Annotated in this window: 21 protein-coding genes; 9 read left to right on the top strand and 12 right to left on the bottom strand. The window is 71.6% G+C overall.

Features of this window, described 5'->3' with window-relative positions; genetic code table 11:
* The first annotated feature begins 112 nt into the window (after positions 1-112).
* On the top strand, positions 113-1,123 hold the full coding sequence (locus IE136_RS19015) for a glycosyltransferase family 2 protein (RefSeq protein ID WP_189600917.1): 1,011 nt from the start codon (positions 113-115) through the stop codon (positions 1,121-1,123).
* Positions 1,120-2,448: an alpha-2,8-polysialyltransferase family protein gene (locus IE136_RS19010; protein WP_158989676.1), complete on the top strand. Its 1,329-nt coding sequence runs from the start codon at positions 1,120-1,122 to the stop codon at positions 2,446-2,448. Before IE136_RS19015 ends, IE136_RS19010 begins: the two co-directional genes overlap by 4 nt.
* Positions 2,449-2,849: 401 nt before the next feature.
* Here IE136_RS19010 and IE136_RS19005 read toward each other — a convergent pair whose 3' ends face one another.
* The 3 genes from IE136_RS19005 to IE136_RS18995 form a co-directional block, all read right to left on the bottom strand.
* Positions 2,850-3,671, bottom strand: coding sequence for a MerR family transcriptional regulator (locus IE136_RS19005; protein ID WP_158989674.1), 822 nt, complete (start codon positions 3,669-3,671; stop codon positions 2,850-2,852).
* 51 nt (positions 3,672-3,722) lie between these two features.
* Positions 3,723-4,379, bottom strand: a complete 657-nt coding sequence (leuE, locus tag IE136_RS19000) for a leucine efflux protein LeuE (RefSeq protein ID WP_189600916.1) — start codon at positions 4,377-4,379, stop codon at positions 3,723-3,725.
* Positions 4,380-4,452: 73 nt separating this feature from the next.
* Positions 4,453-6,033: an acyl-CoA mutase large subunit family protein gene (locus tag IE136_RS18995; protein WP_158989670.1), complete on the bottom strand. Its 1,581-nt coding sequence runs from the start codon at positions 6,031-6,033 to the stop codon at positions 4,453-4,455.
* A gap of 217 nt (positions 6,034-6,250) precedes the next feature.
* Here IE136_RS18995 and IE136_RS18990 point away from each other — a divergent pair, with 217 nt between their 5' ends.
* Positions 6,251-7,114, top strand: coding sequence for a L,D-transpeptidase family protein (locus tag IE136_RS18990; protein WP_158989668.1), 864 nt, complete (start codon positions 6,251-6,253; stop codon positions 7,112-7,114).
* Between the two features lie 164 nt (positions 7,115-7,278).
* Here IE136_RS18990 and IE136_RS18985 read toward each other — a convergent pair whose 3' ends face one another.
* From IE136_RS18985 to IE136_RS18960, 6 genes are all read right to left on the bottom strand, one after another.
* Positions 7,279-8,436 carry a hypothetical protein gene (locus IE136_RS18985; protein ID WP_189600915.1) on the bottom strand — a complete coding sequence of 386 codons (1,158 nt, stop codon included), beginning with the start codon at positions 8,434-8,436 and terminating at the stop codon, positions 7,279-7,281.
* Positions 8,436-9,101: an RNA polymerase sigma factor gene (locus tag IE136_RS18980; protein WP_158994615.1), complete on the bottom strand. Its 666-nt coding sequence runs from the start codon at positions 9,099-9,101 to the stop codon at positions 8,436-8,438. Before IE136_RS18980 ends, IE136_RS18985 begins: the two co-directional genes overlap by 1 nt.
* A gap of 286 nt (positions 9,102-9,387) precedes the next feature.
* Positions 9,388-9,624, bottom strand: coding sequence for a hypothetical protein (locus tag IE136_RS18975; RefSeq protein ID WP_189600941.1), 237 nt, complete (start codon positions 9,622-9,624; stop codon positions 9,388-9,390).
* Positions 9,621-10,202 carry an RNA polymerase sigma factor gene (locus tag IE136_RS18970; protein WP_158989662.1) on the bottom strand — a complete coding sequence of 194 codons (582 nt, stop codon included), beginning with the start codon at positions 10,200-10,202 and terminating at the stop codon, positions 9,621-9,623. Before IE136_RS18970 ends, IE136_RS18975 begins: the two co-directional genes overlap by 4 nt.
* Positions 10,203-10,324: 122 nt before the next feature.
* Positions 10,325-10,720 carry a hypothetical protein gene (locus IE136_RS18965; protein ID WP_189600914.1) on the bottom strand — a complete coding sequence of 132 codons (396 nt, stop codon included), beginning with the start codon at positions 10,718-10,720 and terminating at the stop codon, positions 10,325-10,327.
* Positions 10,721-10,824: 104 nt separating this feature from the next.
* Positions 10,825-11,499: a DinB family protein gene (locus IE136_RS18960; RefSeq protein ID WP_189600913.1), complete on the bottom strand. Its 675-nt coding sequence runs from the start codon at positions 11,497-11,499 to the stop codon at positions 10,825-10,827.
* Between the two features lie 76 nt (positions 11,500-11,575).
* Between IE136_RS18960 and IE136_RS18955 the strand changes: the two genes are divergently transcribed.
* Positions 11,576-12,316 (top strand): Clp protease N-terminal domain-containing protein, encoded by a 741-nt coding sequence (locus IE136_RS18955; RefSeq protein ID WP_189600912.1) that lies wholly within the window; start codon positions 11,576-11,578, stop codon positions 12,314-12,316.
* Between the two features lie 114 nt (positions 12,317-12,430).
* On the opposite strand, the gene IE136_RS18950 is transcribed toward IE136_RS18955, so the two are convergent.
* The 3 genes from IE136_RS18950 to IE136_RS18940 form a co-directional block, all read right to left on the bottom strand.
* Entirely contained in the window at positions 12,431-12,973 is a 543-nt protein-coding gene (locus IE136_RS18950) for a hypothetical protein (RefSeq protein WP_158989656.1), read from the bottom strand.
* Positions 12,974-13,035: 62 nt separating this feature from the next.
* The gene (locus tag IE136_RS18945) at positions 13,036-13,683 is read right to left on the bottom strand and encodes a DUF4328 domain-containing protein (protein ID WP_189600911.1); all 648 of its coding nucleotides are present in this window, start codon (positions 13,681-13,683) and stop codon (positions 13,036-13,038) included.
* A gap of 94 nt (positions 13,684-13,777) precedes the next feature.
* Positions 13,778-15,391 (bottom strand): beta-N-acetylhexosaminidase, encoded by a 1,614-nt coding sequence (locus IE136_RS18940; protein WP_189600910.1) that lies wholly within the window; start codon positions 15,389-15,391, stop codon positions 13,778-13,780.
* A 289-nt stretch (positions 15,392-15,680) separates the two neighbouring features.
* On the opposite strand from IE136_RS18940, the gene IE136_RS18935 reads away from it, so the two are divergent.
* The 5 genes from IE136_RS18935 to IE136_RS18915 all read left to right on the top strand — a co-directional run bounded on the left by IE136_RS18935 (position 15,681) and on the right by IE136_RS18915 (position 19,726).
* Positions 15,681-16,130, top strand: a complete 450-nt coding sequence (locus IE136_RS18935; RefSeq protein WP_158989650.1) for a 2-oxo-4-hydroxy-4-carboxy-5-ureidoimidazoline decarboxylase — start codon at positions 15,681-15,683, stop codon at positions 16,128-16,130.
* Positions 16,131-16,322: 192 nt separating this feature from the next.
* Entirely contained in the window at positions 16,323-16,703 is a 381-nt protein-coding gene (gene sdhC, locus IE136_RS18930) for a succinate dehydrogenase, cytochrome b556 subunit (protein ID WP_158989648.1), read from the top strand.
* Positions 16,704-16,711: 8 nt separating this feature from the next.
* On the top strand, positions 16,712-17,188 hold the full coding sequence (locus IE136_RS18925) for a succinate dehydrogenase hydrophobic membrane anchor subunit (RefSeq protein WP_158989646.1): 477 nt from the start codon (positions 16,712-16,714) through the stop codon (positions 17,186-17,188).
* Positions 17,189-17,213: 25 nt separating this feature from the next.
* Positions 17,214-18,968 (top strand): succinate dehydrogenase flavoprotein subunit, encoded by a 1,755-nt coding sequence (gene sdhA, locus IE136_RS18920; RefSeq protein ID WP_158989644.1) that lies wholly within the window; start codon positions 17,214-17,216, stop codon positions 18,966-18,968.
* Complete coding sequence (locus tag IE136_RS18915) at positions 18,968-19,726, top strand: succinate dehydrogenase iron-sulfur subunit (RefSeq protein WP_158989642.1); 759 nt, start codon at positions 18,968-18,970, stop codon at positions 19,724-19,726. The genes sdhA and IE136_RS18915 overlap by 1 nt, the downstream gene beginning before the upstream one ends.
* Positions 19,727-19,731: the final 5 nt, after the last annotated feature.

Here is a 19,731-nt window from a genome sequence, read left to right as displayed (position 1 = left end):
GTTCTGAAAAAGGCCGGGATCCAGGGTGGTTAATCGGCCCGCCGCTTCGTGTTCACCGAACATCCCTCCACCGGCCAGAACGAATGCCGGAGCGGCGCCTAGCGTCGAACGCGTGGTCAAGCTCTCCGTCGTCGTGCCGTTCTTCAACGTGCAGACATATGCCCTGGACACCCTCAGAAGCCTGCGCGCCAACGCCCGCGAGGACTTCGAGTTCCTTCTCGTCGACGACTGCTCGACGGACGGGACCACGGAGCTCCTCGAACGGGCCGGGCGCGAGATCCCGGGGGCCGTCCTGATCCGACACGAACGCAACGAGGGGCTCGCCACCGCGCGCAACACCGGCCTGGACGCCGCCCGCGGCGAGTATCTGGCCTTCCTGGACGGGGACGACTGGCTCGCGCCGGGCTTCTACGACCGCCTGGTCGCCGACATGGACGGACTGGGCTGCGACTTCCTCCGTACCGACCATGTGCGCGCCGCGGGCAGGACCCGGTCGGTGCGCCGGTCGCCGGTCGGGCGGCGCACCGAGGTGCTGCGGCCCCGGGACGCGATCCTGCCGGCCGACCGGACGACGTCCGTGGACTATCCGTACGCCTGGGCCGGGATGTACCACCGGCGGCTGCTCGAACGCGGGCTGCTGCACTTCACGCCGGGGCTGCGGACGGCGGAGGACCGGCCGTGGATCTGGAAACTCCACCGGGAGGCGGACTCCTTCGCGGCGGTGAGCACGCTGGGAATCTTCTACCGGCGCGGGGTCTCCACTTCGCTCACACAGATCGGCGATATCCGTCAGCTGGATTTCATTCGCGCTTTCGATCAGGTGATCGACGAAACGACGAACGACAGGGATGCGGACCGGCTGCTCCCGAAGGCCGTCCGTACCTATTGCGCCCTCATTTCCCACCACATCTCCTCGGTGGAGCGATTCGAACCGGCGGTGGCGAAACAATTGCGTGCGATGAGTGCGGCGGCGCTGCGGCGCATGCCGCAGGACGTGCTGGGCGAGGCGCTGACGTCGATGGACGAGCGGCGGGCGGCCGTCCTGCGCAAGCTGCGCCGCCGCCGTGCCGGCGCGGGCGCGAACTCCGCCGCCCGGAGCACGGGCGTGGAGGCCGCCGCGTGAGGACCACCCAGATCTTCTACGCCTCCACCCTTTACGGCGCGACGACGCTGGCCGCGGCCCTGGACAGCGGCTGCTTCGGCCCGGCGGACCGGCGGCTGCTGCTGGTCGCCAACAACGCGGCGGTGCCGGAGACGACGCCCGCCCTGGACGAGATGCCGGGCTTCGAGAAGCTGCGCGGGCGCTTCGACTCCGTACTGTCCTGGAACGAGGCGATCGCCCCGCTGCACCCGGCCGGCTGGACGCCCCGGGCCGACGACCTTCCGCTCCTGGAGCGCCATCTGCGGCGGCTGTGGGACCTCGGCGACGACCGGATCGAACTGGCCCTGGAGTCCGTGCAGGTGACACCGGCGCTGACGATCGCCCGGCTCTTCCCCGACGCGCGGCTCGACGTGTACGCGGACGGGCTGATGAGCTACGGCCCGACCCGTAACAAGATCGATCCGCTGGTCGGCCAGCGGGTGCGCCGGCTGCTCCACCTCGACCTGGTGCCGGGGCTCGCGCCGCTGCTGCTCGCGGAGTTCGGGGCGGAGGCGGTGGTGGTGCCGACGGAGGCGTTCACGAAGGTGGTCGCGGAGCTGGCGGAGACGGCTGGGCCCATGGAGCCGGGCGGCGGGCCGGCCGGTGAGACAGAAGGGCCGGCGCTGCTGCTCGGCCAGTACCTGGCGGCGCTGTCGATCCTCACGCCGGCCGAGGAGGAGGAGCTGCACGTCCGCATGGTCCGGGGCGCGGTCGCGCGCGGGCACCGGCGGCTCGTCTTCAAGCCGCATCCGACGGCTCCGGACGCCTGGACTCGGAGGCTGGGGCGGGAGGCGGAGGCGCTCGGCGCCGAACTGACCGTCCTCGACCGGCCGGTGCTCGCCGAGGTGGCCTACCGGGAGCTGCGGCCGGCGCTGGTGGTCGGCTGCTTCTCCACCGGCCTCTTCACGGCTCACGCCTTCCACGGCGTCCCGGTGGCCAGGGTCGGCACCCGGACTCTCCTGGACCGGCTGACCCCGTACCAGAACAGCAACCGCGTTCCGGTGACACTCGCCGACGCGCTGATCCCGGACCTGGAGGGCGGCGCCCACGAGGCCCCGGACGCGGAGGGTCTCGCGGGCCTGGTGGCGGCCGTCGGCTTCGCGATGCAGCCCAAGATCCGCCCGGATCTGCGGGAAGCGGCGGTCCGCCACCTCTCGGGCCCCCTCGCCGAGCGCACCCGTCCGTACTTCAAGCGCCGCCGCCTCACCGTCCTGGGCCTCCCGGGCGGCCTCCCGGTCCCCCGCCACCCCCGGATCCGCCGCCTGGCCCGCCGCGCCCTGCGGCTGAAGCGGGCCCTGGCGAAGTGAGCCGAGGCCGGGCCCGTACCCGAAGGTACGGGCCCGGGCGAGGCCCGGCCGGCCTGCCGGGCCCGGCTGTGCCACCACCCGGCGCGCGTCGTCCCGGTCCTGCTCCAGCACGGGCGGGCCCCGCCGCGCCGCCACGACCCCGGCGGCCGGGCGTCCCCGCCCCGCCCCGGGGCCCGGGGAACAGGCCCCGCAGTCAGGCCCCCGGGCGGTAGGAACCCCGGGGCCGGAGCCCGGAACCCCGGGCCGGAACCAGGAGTCCCAGGGCCAGGGCGCACGGGCGGTAGGAATCCCGGGGCCGGAGCCCGGAACCGGGGGCGGCCCGGCCCGGGGGCCCGGCCCGGGGCCCGGGGTGGGCCGCCAACTCCCGTGCCGGGCGCCGAAAGGGCTCTGGCCAGGGGGCGTCAGACGAGGGCGACCGGTTCCTGGAGTTCTGTCACCCACTTCGTGCGGTCCTCCGGGCACTCCAGGTACAGCTCGCGGGCGTAACCCGTCGAGCGGTAGCCGTTCGTGTCGATCCAGGTCGCCAGGGTCTGGGCGGTCGGCAGGATGTCGTCCATCGGACCCCGGTGGACGACCGTCGCCGCCGTCTCCAGGGCCGGCAGGACGACGAGATCGACCCCCTCCGGCGCGGCCCCGGCCGGGATCGTCATGCCGGCGTGCACGACGACCGAGCCGTCACCCCTGCCCGCGTCCTCGTAGTACGCGATCCCCGGCCCGAAGCCGGTGACGCCCGCGGCCTCCAGACGGGCGCAGAGCTCGTCGTACAGCGGCTGGATGACCGGACCGATGTCGCCGGGGCCGAAGCTCGCGGCCACGCCGCTCAGCTCGGCGAGGCGGACCGGGGGAACCTTCTTGATCACGACGTCCTGCGTGGACATGTGTCCCTCGCTCTCGATGGCTCGGAGCCGCGCGCCGACGCGGGCCAGTCGTCCCGCCGCCTCCGCCAGGGCCGTCTCCAGCTCGGCCTGGCGCAGCCGCAGCATCCCGCGCAGTTCCTCCGCGCCCACCTGCTCGTCGAGGATCGCCCCCACCTGGTCGAGGGTGAAGCCGAGTTCCTTGAGCGCGATGACACGGTTGAGGCGTGCGAGCTGGTCCGCCTCGTAGAAGCGGTAGCCGCTGTGCGGGTCGACATGAGCCGGGCGCAGCAGTCCGATGGCGTCGTAATGACGCAGCATGCGGACCGACACCCGCCCGTGCCGGGCGAAGTCTCCGATGGTGAACATGATGCCTCCGACGGAACGGCCTCACACCGTGTCAGGGTCAAGCGGATCCGGTCAGGCGCTGCTGAGCGAGAGCTTCGCGGCGAAGCCGAGGAAGAGCGCGCCCGCCGCGGAGGTCGCCCCCGCCGCGAGCCGCCTGCGGCGCCGGAACGCGGCCGCGAGCCGCGTCCCACCGAATATCAGCATCGTGAGATAGAGGAAGCTGCCGAGCTGGAGCAGGGTGCCGAGCACCAGGAAGGAGAGCGCGGGGTAGGCGTACCCGGGGTCGACGAACTGCACGAAGAACGAGATGAGGAAGAGGATCGCCTTCGGGTTGAAGAGGCTGATGACCAGCGCCCGGCGGTACGGGTTCTCCCCCGCGCCGGTCGGCGCGTCCGTGGACTCCCCGGCCGCAGGCGACTCACCGCGGGTGCGCCACATGGACCAGGCCGCCCGCAGCATGCCGTACGCCATCCAGGCCAGATACCCCGCGCCCGCGTACTTCACGACCATGAAGAGCAGCGGCGTGGTCTGGAGCAGCGAGGCCGCGCCGAGCGCGGCCAGCGTCATCAGGACCGCGTCGCCGGTGAAGACACCGGCGGCGGCCTTGTACCCGGTCCGGGTGCCCTTTCGGGCGGCGACGGACAGCACGTACAGCGAGTTCGGCCCCGGCAGCAGGATGATGAGGACGAGGCCCGCGAGATAGGTCGGCAGATCGGTGACACCCAGCATGAGAGGGAGTGTCGCACGCGAGTACGACACTCCCTCTCGGTGTTCCGTATGCCGGAAGATCAGACGTGCGGGATCAGAAGGCGTCGGTCGGGACGTAGGTGCCCCAGACCTCGCGCAGCGCGTTGCAGACCTCGCCGACCGTGGCCCGCGCCTTGAGCGCGTCCTTCATCGGGTAGAGCACGTTGTCCGTGCCCTCCGCCGCCTTCTTCAGCTCGGCGAGCGCCGCGTCGACCGCCGCCTGGTCACGCTCGGCGCGCAGCTTGGCGAGCCGCTCGGCCTGCTGGGCCTCGATCGCCGGGTCGACGCGGAGCGGCTCGTACGGCTCCTCGACGTCGATCGTGTAGCGGTTGACGCCGACGACGACCCGCTCGCCGCTGTCGGTCTCCTGCGCGATGCGGTAGGCGGACCGCTCGATCTCGTTCTTCTGGAAGCCCCGCTCGATCGCGTTGACCGCGCCGCCGAGGTCCTCGACCTTCTGCATCAGCTCCAGGGCCGCGGCCTCGACGTCGTCGGTCATCTTCTCGACGACGTACGAGCCGGCGAAGGGGTCGACGGTGGCGGTGACGTCCGTCTCGTAGGCGAGGACCTGCTGCGTCCGCAGGGCGAGGCGCGCGCTCTTGTCCGTCGGCAGCGCGATGGCCTCGTCGAAGGAGTTGGTGTGCAGCGACTGCGTACCGCCGAGGACGGCCGCGAGGCCCTGGACGGCGACGCGCACCAGGTTGACCTCGGGCTGCTGGGCGGTGAGCTGCACACCGGCGGTCTGGGTGTGGAAGCGGAGCATCAGCGACTTGGGGTTCTTCGCGCCGAACTCCTCCCTCATCACCCGCGCCCAGATCCGGCGGGCGGCCCGGAACTTCGCGACCTCCTCGAGGATGGTGGTGCGGGCCACGAAGAAGAAGGAGAGCCGGGGGGCGAAGTCGTCCACGTCCATGCCGGCGGCGACGGCGGTACGGACGTACTCGATGCCGTCGGCGAGGGTGAACGCGATCTCCTGCGCGGGCGAGGCACCGGCCTCGGCCATGTGGTAGCCGGAGATCGAGATCGTGTTCCACTTCGGGATCTCGGCCTTGCAGTACTTGAAGATGTCCGCGATCAGCCGCAGCGACGGCTTGGGCGGGAAGATGTACGTGCCGCGCGCGATGTACTCCTTGAGCACATCGTTCTGGATGGTGCCCGTCAGCTTGTCGGCCGGGACGCCCTGCTCCTCGCCCACGAGTTGGTAGAGGAGCAGCAGGAGGGAGGCGGGGGCGTTGATGGTCATCGAGGTCGAGACCTTGTCCAGCGGGATCCCGCCGAACAGGACGCGCATGTCGTCGATCGAGTCGATCGCGACACCGACCTTGCCGACCTCGCCCGAGGAGATCGCCGCGTCGGAGTCGTGCCCCATCTGGGTCGGCAGGTCGAACGCGACGGACAGGCCCATCGTGCCGTTGGCGATCAGCTGCTTGTAGCGGGCGTTGGACTCGACGGCGGTGCCGAAGCCCGCGTACTGCCGCATGGTCCAGGGGCGGCCGGTGTACATCGACGGGTACACACCGCGCGTGAAGGGGTACGAGCCCGGCTCGCCCAGCTTCTCGGCGGGATCCCACCCGTCCAGAGCGTCCGGTCCGTAGACCGGCTCAATGGGCAGCCCCGACTCCGACTCGCGCGCCATCTGTTGTGCCTCCCGATAGACCTACTGAGTGGTACCAACCCTCGCGACGGACTGTAGCGGCGGCCGTGCGGCCGGTGGAGAGCCGCACGCTGGGACCTTCCTCACAGCCCCTCGCACGGACCTTCTTCCCAGCATGCGCCGTACTTGCGGCGGGTGCGCAACCAAGCGGGCGCGGGAAGCATCCCATAGGTACACACACCTGTCTCGGGGGGAACCGATGCGCCGTTCGTCCGTCGTCTTCAGATCGCTCATAGCCGTGGCCGCCGTGGCGCTCGCCACCGGCTGTACGGCCCAGGCCGCGGGAGCGGGAGGCGGTGGCGGCTCGTCCGCTCCGGCGCCCGCCACCTCGTCGGCGTCCTCGCAGCCTTCGGCGTCGGCCTCGCCTTCCGCCACGACGGACGACAAGCCTTCGTCGCCGTCTTCGTCCCCGACCTCCGCGGCCCCGGCCGTCAAGGTCCTGATGAAGGACGGCGACGAGAGCGCGCAGGTGCGCGAGCTGCAGGCGCGACTGCGGCAGATCGGGTACTTCGACCGTGCCCCCACCGGCTTCTACGGCACCATGACGGCGGGGGCGGTCAAGGGCTTCCAGAAGAAGCGGGAGCTGCCGCAGACCGGCTCGGTGGACGAGACGACCTGGCAGCGGCTGCTCGGGATGACCCACGAGCCCACGGCGGACGAGCTGAAGCCGTCCACCACCAACAAGCTGGACGCGCCGGACCCCCGCTGCATGACGGGGCGCGTGCTGTGCATCAGCAAGGAGAGCCGGACGCTGGCGTGGATGATCGACGGCAAGGTCGTCTCGTCGATGGACGTCCGCTTCGGCTCGGAGAACACGCCGACCCGTGAGGGCACGTTCAAGGTCGACTTCAAGAGCCGCGACCACGTCTCGACGCTCTACCACACGCCCATGCCCTACGCGATGTTCTTCAGCGGCGGTCAGGCCGTGCACTACTCGTCGGACTTCGCGGCCCGCGGTTACAACGGGGCCTCGCACGGCTGTGTCAACGTCCGGGACCGGGGGAAGATCGCCACGCTCTTCGGCCAGGTGAAGGTCGGCGACAAGGTCGTCGTCCACTGGTGAGCGGGAGGCGTAGAAGCCGGAAGTGAGGGGCGCGGGTGGGACCGGGGGAACGTGTCCCACCCGCGCCGGGTGCGCGGAGCCGTAGGTACGGGGGGAACCCCGGCTCACCGCGCGGCCGATGACCAGTCGGCTCACTCAGTACTGCGTCGGCGGGCCGAAAAGTGTCACACCTGGTGCGTCACGGTTTCGGCGGGGACGCTCGGGGCGGGCTCGACGGCGGCCGTGGAGGCGCGACCGACCGGGGCGGCAGCGTGCTCGGGGCCCGTGTCCAGGCCGGTGTTCCGGTCGGACCTGCGGTCGCTCCCGCGGTCTCCGCCGCCCTTGCCGCCGGTGGACTTGCCGCCCGTGGACTTGCCGCCGGTGGACTTGCCGCCGGCGCCTCCCGAGGCACCGCCCGCTCGATCACCTTCGCCGGCGGAGTCGTCGTCGCCCTTGCCGTCGCCCTTGCCGCCGGACGAGCCGGCGCCGGACGTGCCTCCGGTGGAGCCGTTGTTCGTGTCGCCCGAGGAGTCGCCCGTGTCCGAGCCGCCGGACAGGACGCGGTCGCAGAAGCGCCGGACGGTCTCGCCGCTCCGCACCTCCTTCACCAGTCTGCGGACACCGCTGTCGTCGAGGCGTCCGGCCCGGTACTCCCTGCAGTCCCTGACGTTGGCGGCGGCGGTGGTCTCGCCGTCCTGCTCCGGGGAGCCCTTGCTCCTGTCCGGCTCAGGGGTCCCGCCGCTCTTTCCGCCCGTACCGTCCGTGCCGCCGGAACCGGCCACGGCCGGGGGCGTCGCGGGTGACGAGGACGCGCCGGGCGACCGGCCCCCGGCGGTGGGAGGCACCGTCGGCACCTCGGTGCCGAGACCGTCGTCCGGGGTTCCGGAGACGCGCGGCTCCGGGGTGTCCACGGCCGACACGGAGCCGGCCGGCGTGGGGGCGGCGTCCCGGTCGAACGGCAGCATGCCCGTACCGGAGGCGACGGCGACGCCGCCGACCGCGACGGCGGCGACCGCGGCCGCCAGGCCGTACCTCAGCGAGCGCCCCCACCGCCGGGCCGGGGACACCGGCGCGAGCCGTACTCCGCCCAGTTCGGCGGAGGGGGCGGCGGCCGCGGCGGCGCGTTCGGCCGTGGCCTTGCGGAAGGCGGCCAGGGCGGCCGCCTCGCCGGGGAGTTCGGCCTCCGCCGCGCGCGGGAAGGGTACGGGCCGGGCCGCCGCCAGGGCGTCGGCGAGGCGCTCGGCCTGCGCGCGGGCGTGATCGTCGACGGGATCGACCGGCTCGCCGCGCAGCAACCGCTCCGCGGCCTCCTGGTCGAGCCACTGGTACCGCTCGTCGGCCATCACAGTTCCTTCTGCGTCCGCGCACGCGATTGCGTCACACCACCGGGGGCCGGGGCCCCCGGCCTGCGACCGCGTTGCGGCGGTACGCCCCCCAGTGCGGCCATGGTGCCGTCGCCGTCGGCGCCGAGGAGTTCGGCGAGCCGCTTGAGACCGCGGTGCGCCGCGGTCCGTACGGCGCCGGGGCGCTTTCCCAGGGTGTCGGCGGCGCTCTTGGCGTCCAGGCCGACCACGACCCGCAGGACCACGGCCTCGGCCTGGTCCTGCGGAAGTTGGGCGATGAGTTTCATGGTGTGGCCGGTGGCCAGTGCTTCCAGGGCCTCGTCCGCGGTGTCGGAGTCGGCGGGTTCGTCGGTGAGTTCGGTCTCGTCGCCGCCCACGGCGGGGCGTCGGCCGCGCATCCGGATGTGGTCGAGCGCCCGGTTGCGGGCGATACGGGCCGCCCAGCCCCGGAACCGGTCCGCGTCACCGCTGAAGCGGTCCAGGTCGCGGGCGATCTGGAGCCAGGACTCGGACGCGACGTCCTCCGCGTCGGCGTCGCCGACGAGTGTGCGTATGTAGCCCAGCAGCCGGGGATGCACGGCGCGATACACAGTACGGAAGGCGTCTTCGTCCCCGTCCTGCGCAGCGAGCACCGCGGCCGTCAGCTCCGCGTCGTCCCCCAGCACTCCCCACAACCTGTTCGTCATCGCGGCTGGTCATCACCGCCACGCCGCCCGGCGCGCACCAGCACGCTACGTCCTCGCCCGGTGCCGCGTCCATGTTCGTCCGGTCTTTGTACAGCCTGCAACCTTCGACAGCCGCAGCGGACCCCCACGGTGTGACAGAAAACGCATGCCCGGCGCTGATAGGAGTACGGGGCCGTGCTGCGGCCCCGGCGGACGGCGACCGGGGCCTCTCCTGTGGGGGGTGGCGGCCCCGGTCGTCCTCCACTTCCGGCCGTTTCGGGCCGTTCTACCTCTCCCCGTCCCGCGTCGGCCGCCGCCCCGCGCGCCCCCGTACCCGGGCAGGGCGCCAGTCGTCCCGTCGCCGGGTCCGCAGCGCGCGGTGTTTTCCGGCGTCCCGCGCGGCCCGGAACGCCGCCCGCGCGAGCGCCTCGCGCGGATCCGCGCAGAGCGCGTCGGCGCGTATGCCGGGGCGTGTGCCGGGGCGCGCGGCGGGATCATCATCCGCGTCCGGTTCCTGTGTCATGCTCCATCCCTCTGCCGTCGTGGCGGCTCCGCGGCGGCGGCCAGCAGGCCGGCCAGTCTCCTCAGGCCCCGGTGGCCCGCCGTGCGGACCGCCCCGGGGCGTTTGCCCAGGACGCGGGCGGTCGCCGGTCCGTCCAGGCCGACCACCACCCGGAGCAGGACGGCCTCGGCCTGGTCCGGCGGCAGGCTGCGGACCAGGGCGAGCGTCTGCTCCGTCGACAGGGTCTCCAGGGCGGCGGCGGCCGTGTCATGACCGCCCGGCAGGTCCAGCAGGTCCTGCTCCAGCAAGGCGGTCCGGGGCCTGCGCCGCTGTCTGCGCAGATGGTCGAGTGCCCGGTGGCGGGCGATCGTCGCGGTCCAGCCCCGGAAACCGGGCCCGTCACCCCGGAACCGTCCCAGGTCCCGGGCGATCTCCAGCCAGGCGTCGGAGGCGACGTCCTCGGCGTCCTCCCCGACCAGGCCGCGGACGTAGCCGAGCAGCCCCGGCTGCACCAGGCGGTAGGCCCGGGCGAAGGCCTCCTCGTCCCCGCCCTGAGCGCGCTCGACAAGACTCCCCAGTTCCGCGTCGTCCGGGCCCACGCTTCCCTCTTCGTGCCGACTCGGCACCGCACACCGTGCCCGTGGCTTCCGGGAGAGCGGGGCGCACACCGCGCGCCGTCCCCCTTCCCTTCAGCGCGCGGCCCGGTGGAAACGTCACAGACTCACAGGCACCGCACAGGAGTTCGCGCCCGCCCGTGAAGCATGAGGTAGAAACGCTGTACGGATTCCTCCGGGCCCGTGTCGAAGCGGTTGACGACCTTTCCGAGCGGGTTCCAGGCGCGCCCGTCCGGCATCCGTATCCCGACGGACTGGCGGAAGAACTCGCGCTGCCCCGCGTCGAAGTCCACCCAGCGCCCGCCGGCCCGCCGCACGATCACCTCACCGGTATACGCGCCGAGGCCCTGGAGGGTGAGGGCGACCCGAGCGCGGTCGGGCCGGTCGCGTCTCAGTCCGTCGACGATCAGGTCGACCAGCCGGAGGCTGGCCACGGAGTAGTCGAGCGGCAGGCGGCTCCGCTCCGTGAGCCGGTCGACGAACTGGGTCACATAGGCACGCATTCCGTCAGCGGACGGCGTGGTCGGCGCGTTGTCTGATTCCCGGTGCATGCCCCACCAAGCGACCCGTGGGGCGGAAGTGTCACAGGTGATGGAAGTGGTCCTGATCACACCGGGCGGTCGAACTCCTCGCCGCGGTCCGGCACTTCGGCGGACCAGCGCCAGGACGTCAGCCGCTCACGGCCGGGCAGTTCGCCGCGGCCGGTGGCCCACAGCAGGGTCCGCCAGCGGTCCGTGTCCGTGGGCGCGTCCGGGAAGAGCCGGGTGAGCACCCGGTCGCACAACCCGGCGGGCGGCGTCCAGGCGACCCCGAGCCCGGTGGCGACGTCATGGGTGTGGACGAGGGTCTCGACGATGCCCATGGCCGCGAAGCCCTCCGCGTCGGAGACGCCGAAGCAGTGGTACGAGCGCCGGTCGGCCGGAACCGTGCGGACGAGGGCGGCGAGCATCGCACCGCAGGCCTCGAGGACCTGGAGCAGTCCGAAGGTGCCGGCGGCGGGATCGGCGTAGGTCACGTTGGCGGGGCCGCCCGCGCGCCGCCGCTCCCAGAGGAAGGGCACCTCCTTGTCGAGCGGCGGCGCTTCGAGGCCTGTCTGGGCGGCGTAGGCGAAGAGGTCGTCGGCAAGGTGCTCGACGGTCTCCCAGCAGCTCCATGCCAGAGCGCCGGCGCGCCGCTCCCAGTCGGCGGGGGTGGTTCCCGCAGCGGCGGCACGGAGGGTGGCGAGGGAGAGGCGGAGGGCGTGCTGGAGGTCGTCGGCGGTGATGCGGGGACCGGTCGTCATGGCGATCATCATGACGACTTTCGAACTGTCAACCACGGGTTGACACCTCTCGGACTGTCAACCTAGGGTTGCCTCCATGACGAACCCAGTCGGCTCGACCCCTCCCATCCGGCTCGACGACCTCATCGAAGCGATCAAGAAGGTTCACACCGACGCGCTCGACCAGCTGTCGGACGCGGTCATCGCGGCGGACCATCTCGGCGACGTGGCCGACCATCTGATCGGTCACTTCGTCGACCAGGCGCGCCGCTCCGGCGCTTCCTGGACCGACATCGGCAGAAGCATGGGGGTGACCCGGCAGGCGGCGCAGAAGCGCTTCGTACCCAAGGAACCCGACGCCGAGAAGATGGACCCGAACGCCGGCTTCAGCCGGTTCACGCCCCGGGCCCGGAGCGTGGTGATGGCGGCCCACAACGAGGCCGCGGCCGCGCGCAACTCCGAGACGGTCCCGGGCCATCTGACCCTCGGCCTGCTCGCCGAACCCGAAGGGCTCGGCGCGCGCTGGATCGCCTCGCAGGAGGTGACCCCGGAGCGGCTGCGCGAGGCTGTCACGGCCGCCCTGCCGCCCGCGGTCGCCGAGGTGCCCTCGCTCATCCCGTACGACGCGGCGGCGAAGAAGGTGCTGGAACTGACGTTCCGCGAGGCCCTCCGGCTCGGCCACAACTACGTCGGCACCGAGCACATCCTGCTGGCGCTGCTGGAGTTCGAGGACGGCCAGGGCGTCCTGTCGGGCCTCGGCCTCGACAAAGTCCGGGCGGAGTCGGAGATCGCGCAGACGGTCGCGTCACTGGTCCAGCAGTCGGACCCGACGGCGTGACCCGGCCGATGTGACCGGCCGGCCGGCCCGGCTGGTGCGACGCCGACGGCCTGACCCCGGCGGCATGACCCCGGCGGCGTGACCCCGGCGGCCGGGCGCCCCTCGGGCGCCAGCTCAGGCCGTACGGGCCCGGCGGGAGACCACCGCCCGGAGCACCCGGCCGCCCTCCGTGGAGAGTTCCCGGGCGCGGCGCAGCCCCGTCGGGCCGTGGGCGACCGATTCGAGGACGGTGTGCTGGCGGCGCAGCTCTCCGGCGAGAAGCGGGCCGGCCCCGGCCGCGTCCCCGGCCCGGCAGCGCGCGATCAGCTCCTCGGTGGCGTCGGCGGCGTCGTACCGCCCGTGCAGGACGAGGGCCGTGACGGAGCACCCGGAGGCCCACTCCCGTAGCGGCCCCTCGGCCCACTCCGCGGGCGCGGCGCCCAGCATCTCCCCTACGAGCGCGGCGGCCTCGCCCTCACCGCCCGCCAGCTCGGACCGGGCCTTGACGATCGCCTCGCCCCACGCCACGCCGTCGCCGCGCGCGACGGCGGCCCAGACCGGACGCAGCAGGTCGGCGGCCTCCGGGGCGAGCAGCGGCAGACACCGGTCCAGGCAGGCGAGCCCGGCGGCGGCCAGGCTCCGTTCATCGGCCCGGTCGATCAGTTCCAGCAGGCTCATCGAGGCCTCCCGTTGCGGACGCAGTACTTCCTCTTACTGCGCCGCCTGGCGCGATTACGTCACTACGCGGCCGGAATCATGCCAGTGGCCTTCGCGTGCTGCATAGAGGTCAGACGTCGCACGAAGAGAATCGCGAGGAGAGCGGCGACGATGTCCAGGACAGCCGCTCCCATGAGGAAGCCGGACCCGACCACGAACTCCTCGACCGTGTCCGCGTCGTCGTAGACGGCGGTCGCGAAGAGGCTCCCGTTGTCCGTCAGAACCCAGAAGACCCACCACCAGTTGAGCACCGCGAGCGACTCGCCCTCGCCCTTGCCGTCGCCGTACGGGTCCCGGCGGCTGGCCCGCCAGACGCCGGCCGCCACGCTGCGCGGCCACCAGAGGTTGGCGATCGGGACGAACCAGGCACCGATCGCCCAGCCCGGCCCGCCCCGGTGCAGATCGGGCGCGAAGACGCCGGCGTTCTTCCGGACCCGGAAGAACCAGATGATGAAGACGACGCTGAGCGCCAGCTGGATCAGCACCTGGAGCACCGCCACGACGTCGACGCCCAGGTGCGCGAAGCCGGCCGGATCGGGGTGGTCGTTCAGGTCGCCGGCCATCAGCAGCCGTACGTCGAGGGCCGCGGCGAAGAGACCGGCATCGGCCGCGACCATCGCCGCGAGCAGGGCGACCACGGCGTACGACAGGCCGACGGGATTGCGGAGCATGAGTGAACGGAACCCCCACGGGTGAACGGCGCCCCTCCCCGAGGCGCCGGGCGGCCGGGCGGCCGCCGCGCACGGGAGCGTACTCCCGACCGCGTCAGCGCACCTTCGCCGCCAGGTCCCGGAACCGCTCCCAGCTCATCGCGGGTTTCCGCTCGTCCCACAGCTTCTGCGCGGTCGCCGTCAGCGGCGTCCGGATGCCGTCCGCCACCTGCGCCTGTGTCTGCGCCTGGGACAGGTCGCACCAGACCGCGAACCGGCCGCCCAGGATCTGCGGGCCGTATCGCGCCGGCACGGGGGTCGTGCCGCGCAGGACGAGGGGGGTCCACTGTTCGTAGATCCGGCGACCGGTGGGGTACGTGAACTGGTTCGGCTCGCCGAGGACGTAGTAGAGGTACTCGTCGTTGAGGTTCACGACCTTGCGGCCGGCGCTCAGATAGGCGGTCGGCGGCCGTGCGCCGAGCTCCTTGCCGGTCCAGTACTCGACCTCGATGTCCTTGTCGGCGCCCACCACCCCGCCGGGGAAGAAGCCGTCGTTCCATGCCTTCAGCGTCCTGCCCGACGGCCGGACGACCGCCGCGCGGTCGTTGAGCCAGCCCGTCGCCAGGTCCTGGACCCGGGCGGAGGGCCCGTACTTCGCGCGGGCCGCACGCGCCAGGCCCGGGTAGGTCGCCTCGGGGTCCTTGGACATCAGCGCCACGTACTCGTCCGCACCCAGGTGCCAGTAGCCGCCGGGGAACAGGCCCATGTACTCGCGCAGCAGCTCGTCGACGATCTTCGCCGAGGCGGGATTCGCGATGTCGACGGCGCCGCGCGGCGCCCTGCCCGAAGCGCTCCGGAGCTGGAGGTCGGGGTGGGCGGCGATGACCGCGCCGAGGTGTCCCGGGGAGTCGATCTCGGGGATGACGGTGATGTGCAGGCTCCGCGCGAGGTCCACGATCCGCCGGACCTCGGCCTTGGTCAGATGCTGGGCGGAGACGATCTCGGGGTGGCTGTCGGACTCGATCCGGAAGCCCTGGTCGTCGGAGAAGTGCAGGCCGAGCTGGTTGAGCTTCAGGTCGGCCATCTCGCGCACCCGGGCCTCGATCCAGCCCGCCGTGAAGTGCTTGCGCGCGATGTCGACCATCAGGCCGCGCTGCGGCTTCGCCGGGGCGTCGGTGACCTTGCCCTCGGGCATCGCCCCGGAGCCCTTCACCGACTGCTTGAGGGTCCGGGTGCCGTAGAAGACCCCCGCCTCGTCGGGGCCGGTGATCCGGACCCGGTTGTCGCGGGTGGTGAGCGTGTACGACTCGGGGGCGCCCTTTCCGCCGAGGGCCAGCTCGACGTCGCCCGCGCGGGCGGCGACGGCGCCCCGGTAGGCGATCTTGAGCTCCCCGGCGAGCAGCCGCCCCTCGTCGGCGAGCTCCTCGCTGCCCGCGGCGACGACGACACCGGCGGCGGGCACCGGCCGCCAGCCGGGACCGCGGGCCGCCTCGTGGGAACGCACCGCGGGGACGGTGAGCGGGGCGGTGGAGAGCGGGTACGTCCGGGTGGGCGTGGGGCTCGGTTCGGGCGTCGCGCTCGTGACGGCGGAGGGCGTGCCGACGCCGGAGGTCGGCCCGCCCGGGCCGGTGGCCGACCCGTCGGAGCAGGCGGTCAGGGTGACCAGCGCCACCGCGGCCGCGAGGAGAGAGGAGCCCGCCTGGGGCCCACGTATGGAGTAGCGCATCATTCGGAATCCTCCCTCACCGAGGGACTGGGGGCCATTCGGGGCACGGGTCCAGCCTCCTTACCTCCGACGAACGTCATGCCCCTGTTCCGAAACTCTCCCTTCCGGGTGAAATTCGCGCATCCGTCGGACAGTGCCACCTACCCGTCGATAACGTTGCGTCACACCCACCCCACCCTTCCCGGAGTCCACGCTGACCAGCGACACCCGCGCCCCGTCCCGGAATCCGGGCTCCCCCGCCACGGCCGCGATACCTGCCCAGCAGGCCGGCCCCCGGCACGCCGTGGGCCTCATGCGTTTCAACGCCGTCGCCGCGGGGGTCGCCGAGGAACTTCTCCTCTCCTGCTGCCGCAGTCGCCGTTGGGCCGAACGGGTGGCCGCGCACCGGCCGTACCCGACCCTCGACGCGCTGCTCGCGGCCGCCGACGAGGCCGGCTACGACCTGGCCGCCGCCGATCTCGACGAGGCGCTGGCCGCGGAGTACTCGGCCGCGCCGCATCCCGACGCCCCGCCCGCCGCGCACACCGCGCTGCGCGCCGCCCACGCCGCGTACGAGAGCAGGTTCGGGCACGCGTTCGTCATCAGCCTCGACGGTGTGCGACCCGCCGAACGGCTCGACCAGGTCCTCGCGGGTATCCGGTCACGACTCGGCAACGAACCCGAGGAGGAGCGGGTGATCGCCGCCGACGAACTGCGCCGCCTCGCCCGCTCCCGGCTCACCGCCGGGATCGCCGCTTCGTGATTCCGTCCGGAATGCGGCGATTCCCGTCCAGGCGATAGCCCGTCCGTGCCTCTTTGATCACACCTACGGACCCCGCGCGAGGGAACCGACATCTCGTCGCTACGATGACCAGGGCCGGTGGACCGTACCCGGCCGGGTCTGACCGACAGAGAAGCCGGCCGACCCTGATCCCCGCTCCCGGAGGGTATTTCCGTGCCGGCTGGAACGCTGTACCGCGGCCGGGAAGGAATGTGGTCCTGGGTGGCTCATCGAGTCACCGGCGTCCTCATCTTCTTCTTCCTGTTCGTACACGTGCTGGACACCGCTCTCGTCCGCGTCTCCCCCGAGGCGTACGACGATGTCGTCGCCACGTACAAGACGCCGATCGTCGCACTCCTCGAGTACGGCCTCGTCGCCGCCATCCTCTTCCACGCGCTCAACGGCCTGCGGGTCATCGCCGTGGACTTCTGGTCCAAGGGCCCGCGCTACCAGAAGCAGATGCTCTGGACCGTCATGGGCATCTGGGTCGTGCTGATGGCGGGCTCCGTGTATCCCGTCCTCGGCCACGCCGCACGTGAACTGTTCGGGAGCTGACGCCAGACATGTCCACTGACACCACTTCCGCGATCGGTCCCGTCGAGGGCGGCGCCCACTACGACGTGGACAACCCGGCCCCGTACATCGAGGCCCCCCGCAAGCGCACCGGCAGGACGCCGAAGGCGACCCGAGGCAACTTCGAGATGGCCGCGTGGCTCTTCATGCGCCTCTCGGGCATCGTCCTCGTCGTGCTGGTCCTCGGCCACCTGCTGATCCAGCTCTTCCTCGACGGCGGCGTCTCCAAGATCGGCTTCGCCTTCGTGGCCGGCCGCTGGGCGTCCCCGTTCTGGCAGGTCTGGGACCTCCTGATGCTCTGGCTCGCCATGCTGCACGGCGCCAACGGCCTCCGCACGGTCATCAACGACTACGCGGAGCGGGCCAACACGCGCCTGTGGCTCAAGGGCCTGCTGTACACCGCCACGGTGTTCACCATCCTTCTGGGCACGCTGGTGATCTTCACCTTCGACCCGAACATCCGCTAGGCACGGGGCTGAGGTAATCCACGACATGAAGATCCACAAGTACGACACCGTCATCGTCGGCGCCGGCGGCGCCGGCATGCGCGCCGCCATCGAGGCGACGAAGCGCAGCCGCACCGCCGTGCTGACGAAGCTCTACCCCACCCGCTCCCACACGGGCGCGGCGCAGGGCGGCATGGCCGCCGCGCTCGCCAACGTGGAGGAGGACAACTGGGAGTGGCACACCTTCGACACGGTCAAGGGTGGTGACTACCTGGTCGACCAGGACGCCGCCGAGATCCTGGCGAAGGAGGCCATCGACGCCGTCCTCGACCTGGAGAAGATGGGCCTGCCGTTCAACCGGACGCCGGACGGCACCATCGACCAGCGCCGCTTCGGCGGTCACTCCCGCAACCACGGCGAGGCCCCGGTCCGCCGGTCCTGCTACGCCGCGGACCGCACCGGTCACATGATCCTCCAGACGCTGTACCAGAACTGCGTCAAGGAGGGCGTGGAGTTCTTCAACGAGTTCTACGTCCTGGACCAGCTGATCACCGAGGTCGACGGCGTCAAGAAGTCGGCCGGTGTGGTCGCCTACGAGCTGGCCACCGGCGAGATCCACATCTTCCAGGCCAAGGCCGTGATCTACGCCTCCGGCGGCACGGGCAAGTTCTTCAAGGTGACCTCCAACGCGCACACCCTCACCGGTGACGGCCAGGCGGCCTGCTACCGGCGCGGTCTGCCGCTGGAGGACATGGAGTTCTTCCAGTTCCACCCGACGGGCATCTGGCGCATGGGCATCCTGCTGACGGAGGGCGCCCGCGGTGAGGGCGGCATCCTCCGCAACAAGGACGGCGAGCGCTTCATGGAGAAGTACGCGCCGGTCATGAAGGACCTCGCGTCCCGTGACGTCGTCTCGCGCTCCATCTACACGGAGATCCGCGAGGGTCGCGGCTGCGGTCCCGAGGGCGACCACGTCTACCTCGACCTGACGCACCTTCCGCCGGAGCAGCTCGACGCCAAGCTCCCGGACATCACCGAGTTCGCCCGTACGTACCTCGGCATCGAGCCCTACACGGACCCGATCCCGATCCAGCCGACCGCGCACTACGCCATGGGCGGCATCCCGACCAACGTCGAGGGTGAGGTCCTCAGCGACAACACCACCGTCGTCCCGGGTCTGTACGCGGCGGGCGAGGTCGCCTGTGTCTCCGTGCACGGCGCCAACCGTCTGGGCACCAACTCGCTCCTGGACATCAACGTCTTCGGCAAGCGGGCCGGTATCGCCGCCGCCGAGTACTCGGCGAAGTCCGACTACGTCGAGCTGCCCGAGAACCCGGCGGCGTTCGTCGCCGAGCAGGTCGAGCGGCTGCGCAACTCCACGGGTACGGAGCGGGTCTCCGTGCTCCGCAAGGAGCTGCAGGAGACGATGGACGCCAACGTGATGGTGTTCCGTACCGAGCAGACCATCAAGACGGCGGTCGAGAAGATCGCCGAGCTGCGCGAGCGCTACCTGAACGTGTCCATCCAGGACAAGGGCAAGCGTTTCAACACGGACCTCCTGGAGGCCATCGAGCTGGGCAACCTGCTCGACCTGGCCGAGGTCATGGCCGTCTCGGCCCTGGCGCGCAAGGAGTCCCGCGGCGGTCACTACCGCGAGGACTACCCCAACCGCGACGACGTCAACTTCATGCGCCACACCATGGCGTACCGCGAGGTCGGCGCCGACGGCTCCGAGACCGTGCGTCTCGACTACAAGCCCGTCGTCCAGACCCGCTACCAGCCGATGGAGCGTAAGTACTGATGGCCACCCCCGTACTGGACAAGGTCGAGGCGGACTCCGCCGCCTCCCCCTACATCACGGTCACCTTCCGGATCCGCCGCTTCAACCCCGAGATCTCGGACGCGGCGGTCTGGGAGGACTTCCAGATCGAGATCGACCCCAAGGAGCGCGTGCTCGACGCCCTCCACAAGATCAAGTGGGACGTCGACGGCTCGCTCACCTTCCGGCGCTCCTGCGCGCACGGCATCTGCGGCTCCGACGCGATGCGGATCAACGGCAAGAACAGGCTCGCCTGCAAGACGCTGATCAAGGACATCAACCCGGAGAAGCCGATCACGGTCGAGGCCATAAAGGGCCTCACGGTCCTCAAGGACCTGGTCGTGGACATGGAGCCGTTCTTCCAGGCGTACCGGGACGTCATGCCGTTCCTGGTCACCAAGGGCAACGAGCCGACGCGCGAGCGTCTGCAGTCGGCCGAGGACCGCGAGCGCTTCGACGACACCACCAAGTGCATCCTGTGCGCCGCGTGCACGTCGTCCTGCCCGGTCTTCTGGAACGACGGCCAGTACTTCGGTCCGGCCGCGATCGTCAACGCGCACCGCTTCATCTTCGACTCGCGTGACGAGGCGGGCGAGCAGCGCCTGGAGATCCTCAACGACAAGGACGGCGTGTGGCGTTGCCGCACGACGTTCAACTGCACGGACGCCTGCCCGCGTGGCATCGAGGTCACGAAGGCGATCCAGGAGGTCAAGCGCGCGCTGATCACGCGTCGCTTCTGACACCT

It is taken from the genome of Streptomyces lateritius (genome assembly GCF_014649715.1).
Taxonomy (GTDB): Bacteria; Actinomycetota; Actinomycetes; order Streptomycetales; family Streptomycetaceae; genus Streptomyces; species Streptomyces lateritius.
Note: the sequence above shows the minus strand (reverse complement) of the source record. Positions and strands in the feature narration are given on the sequence as shown.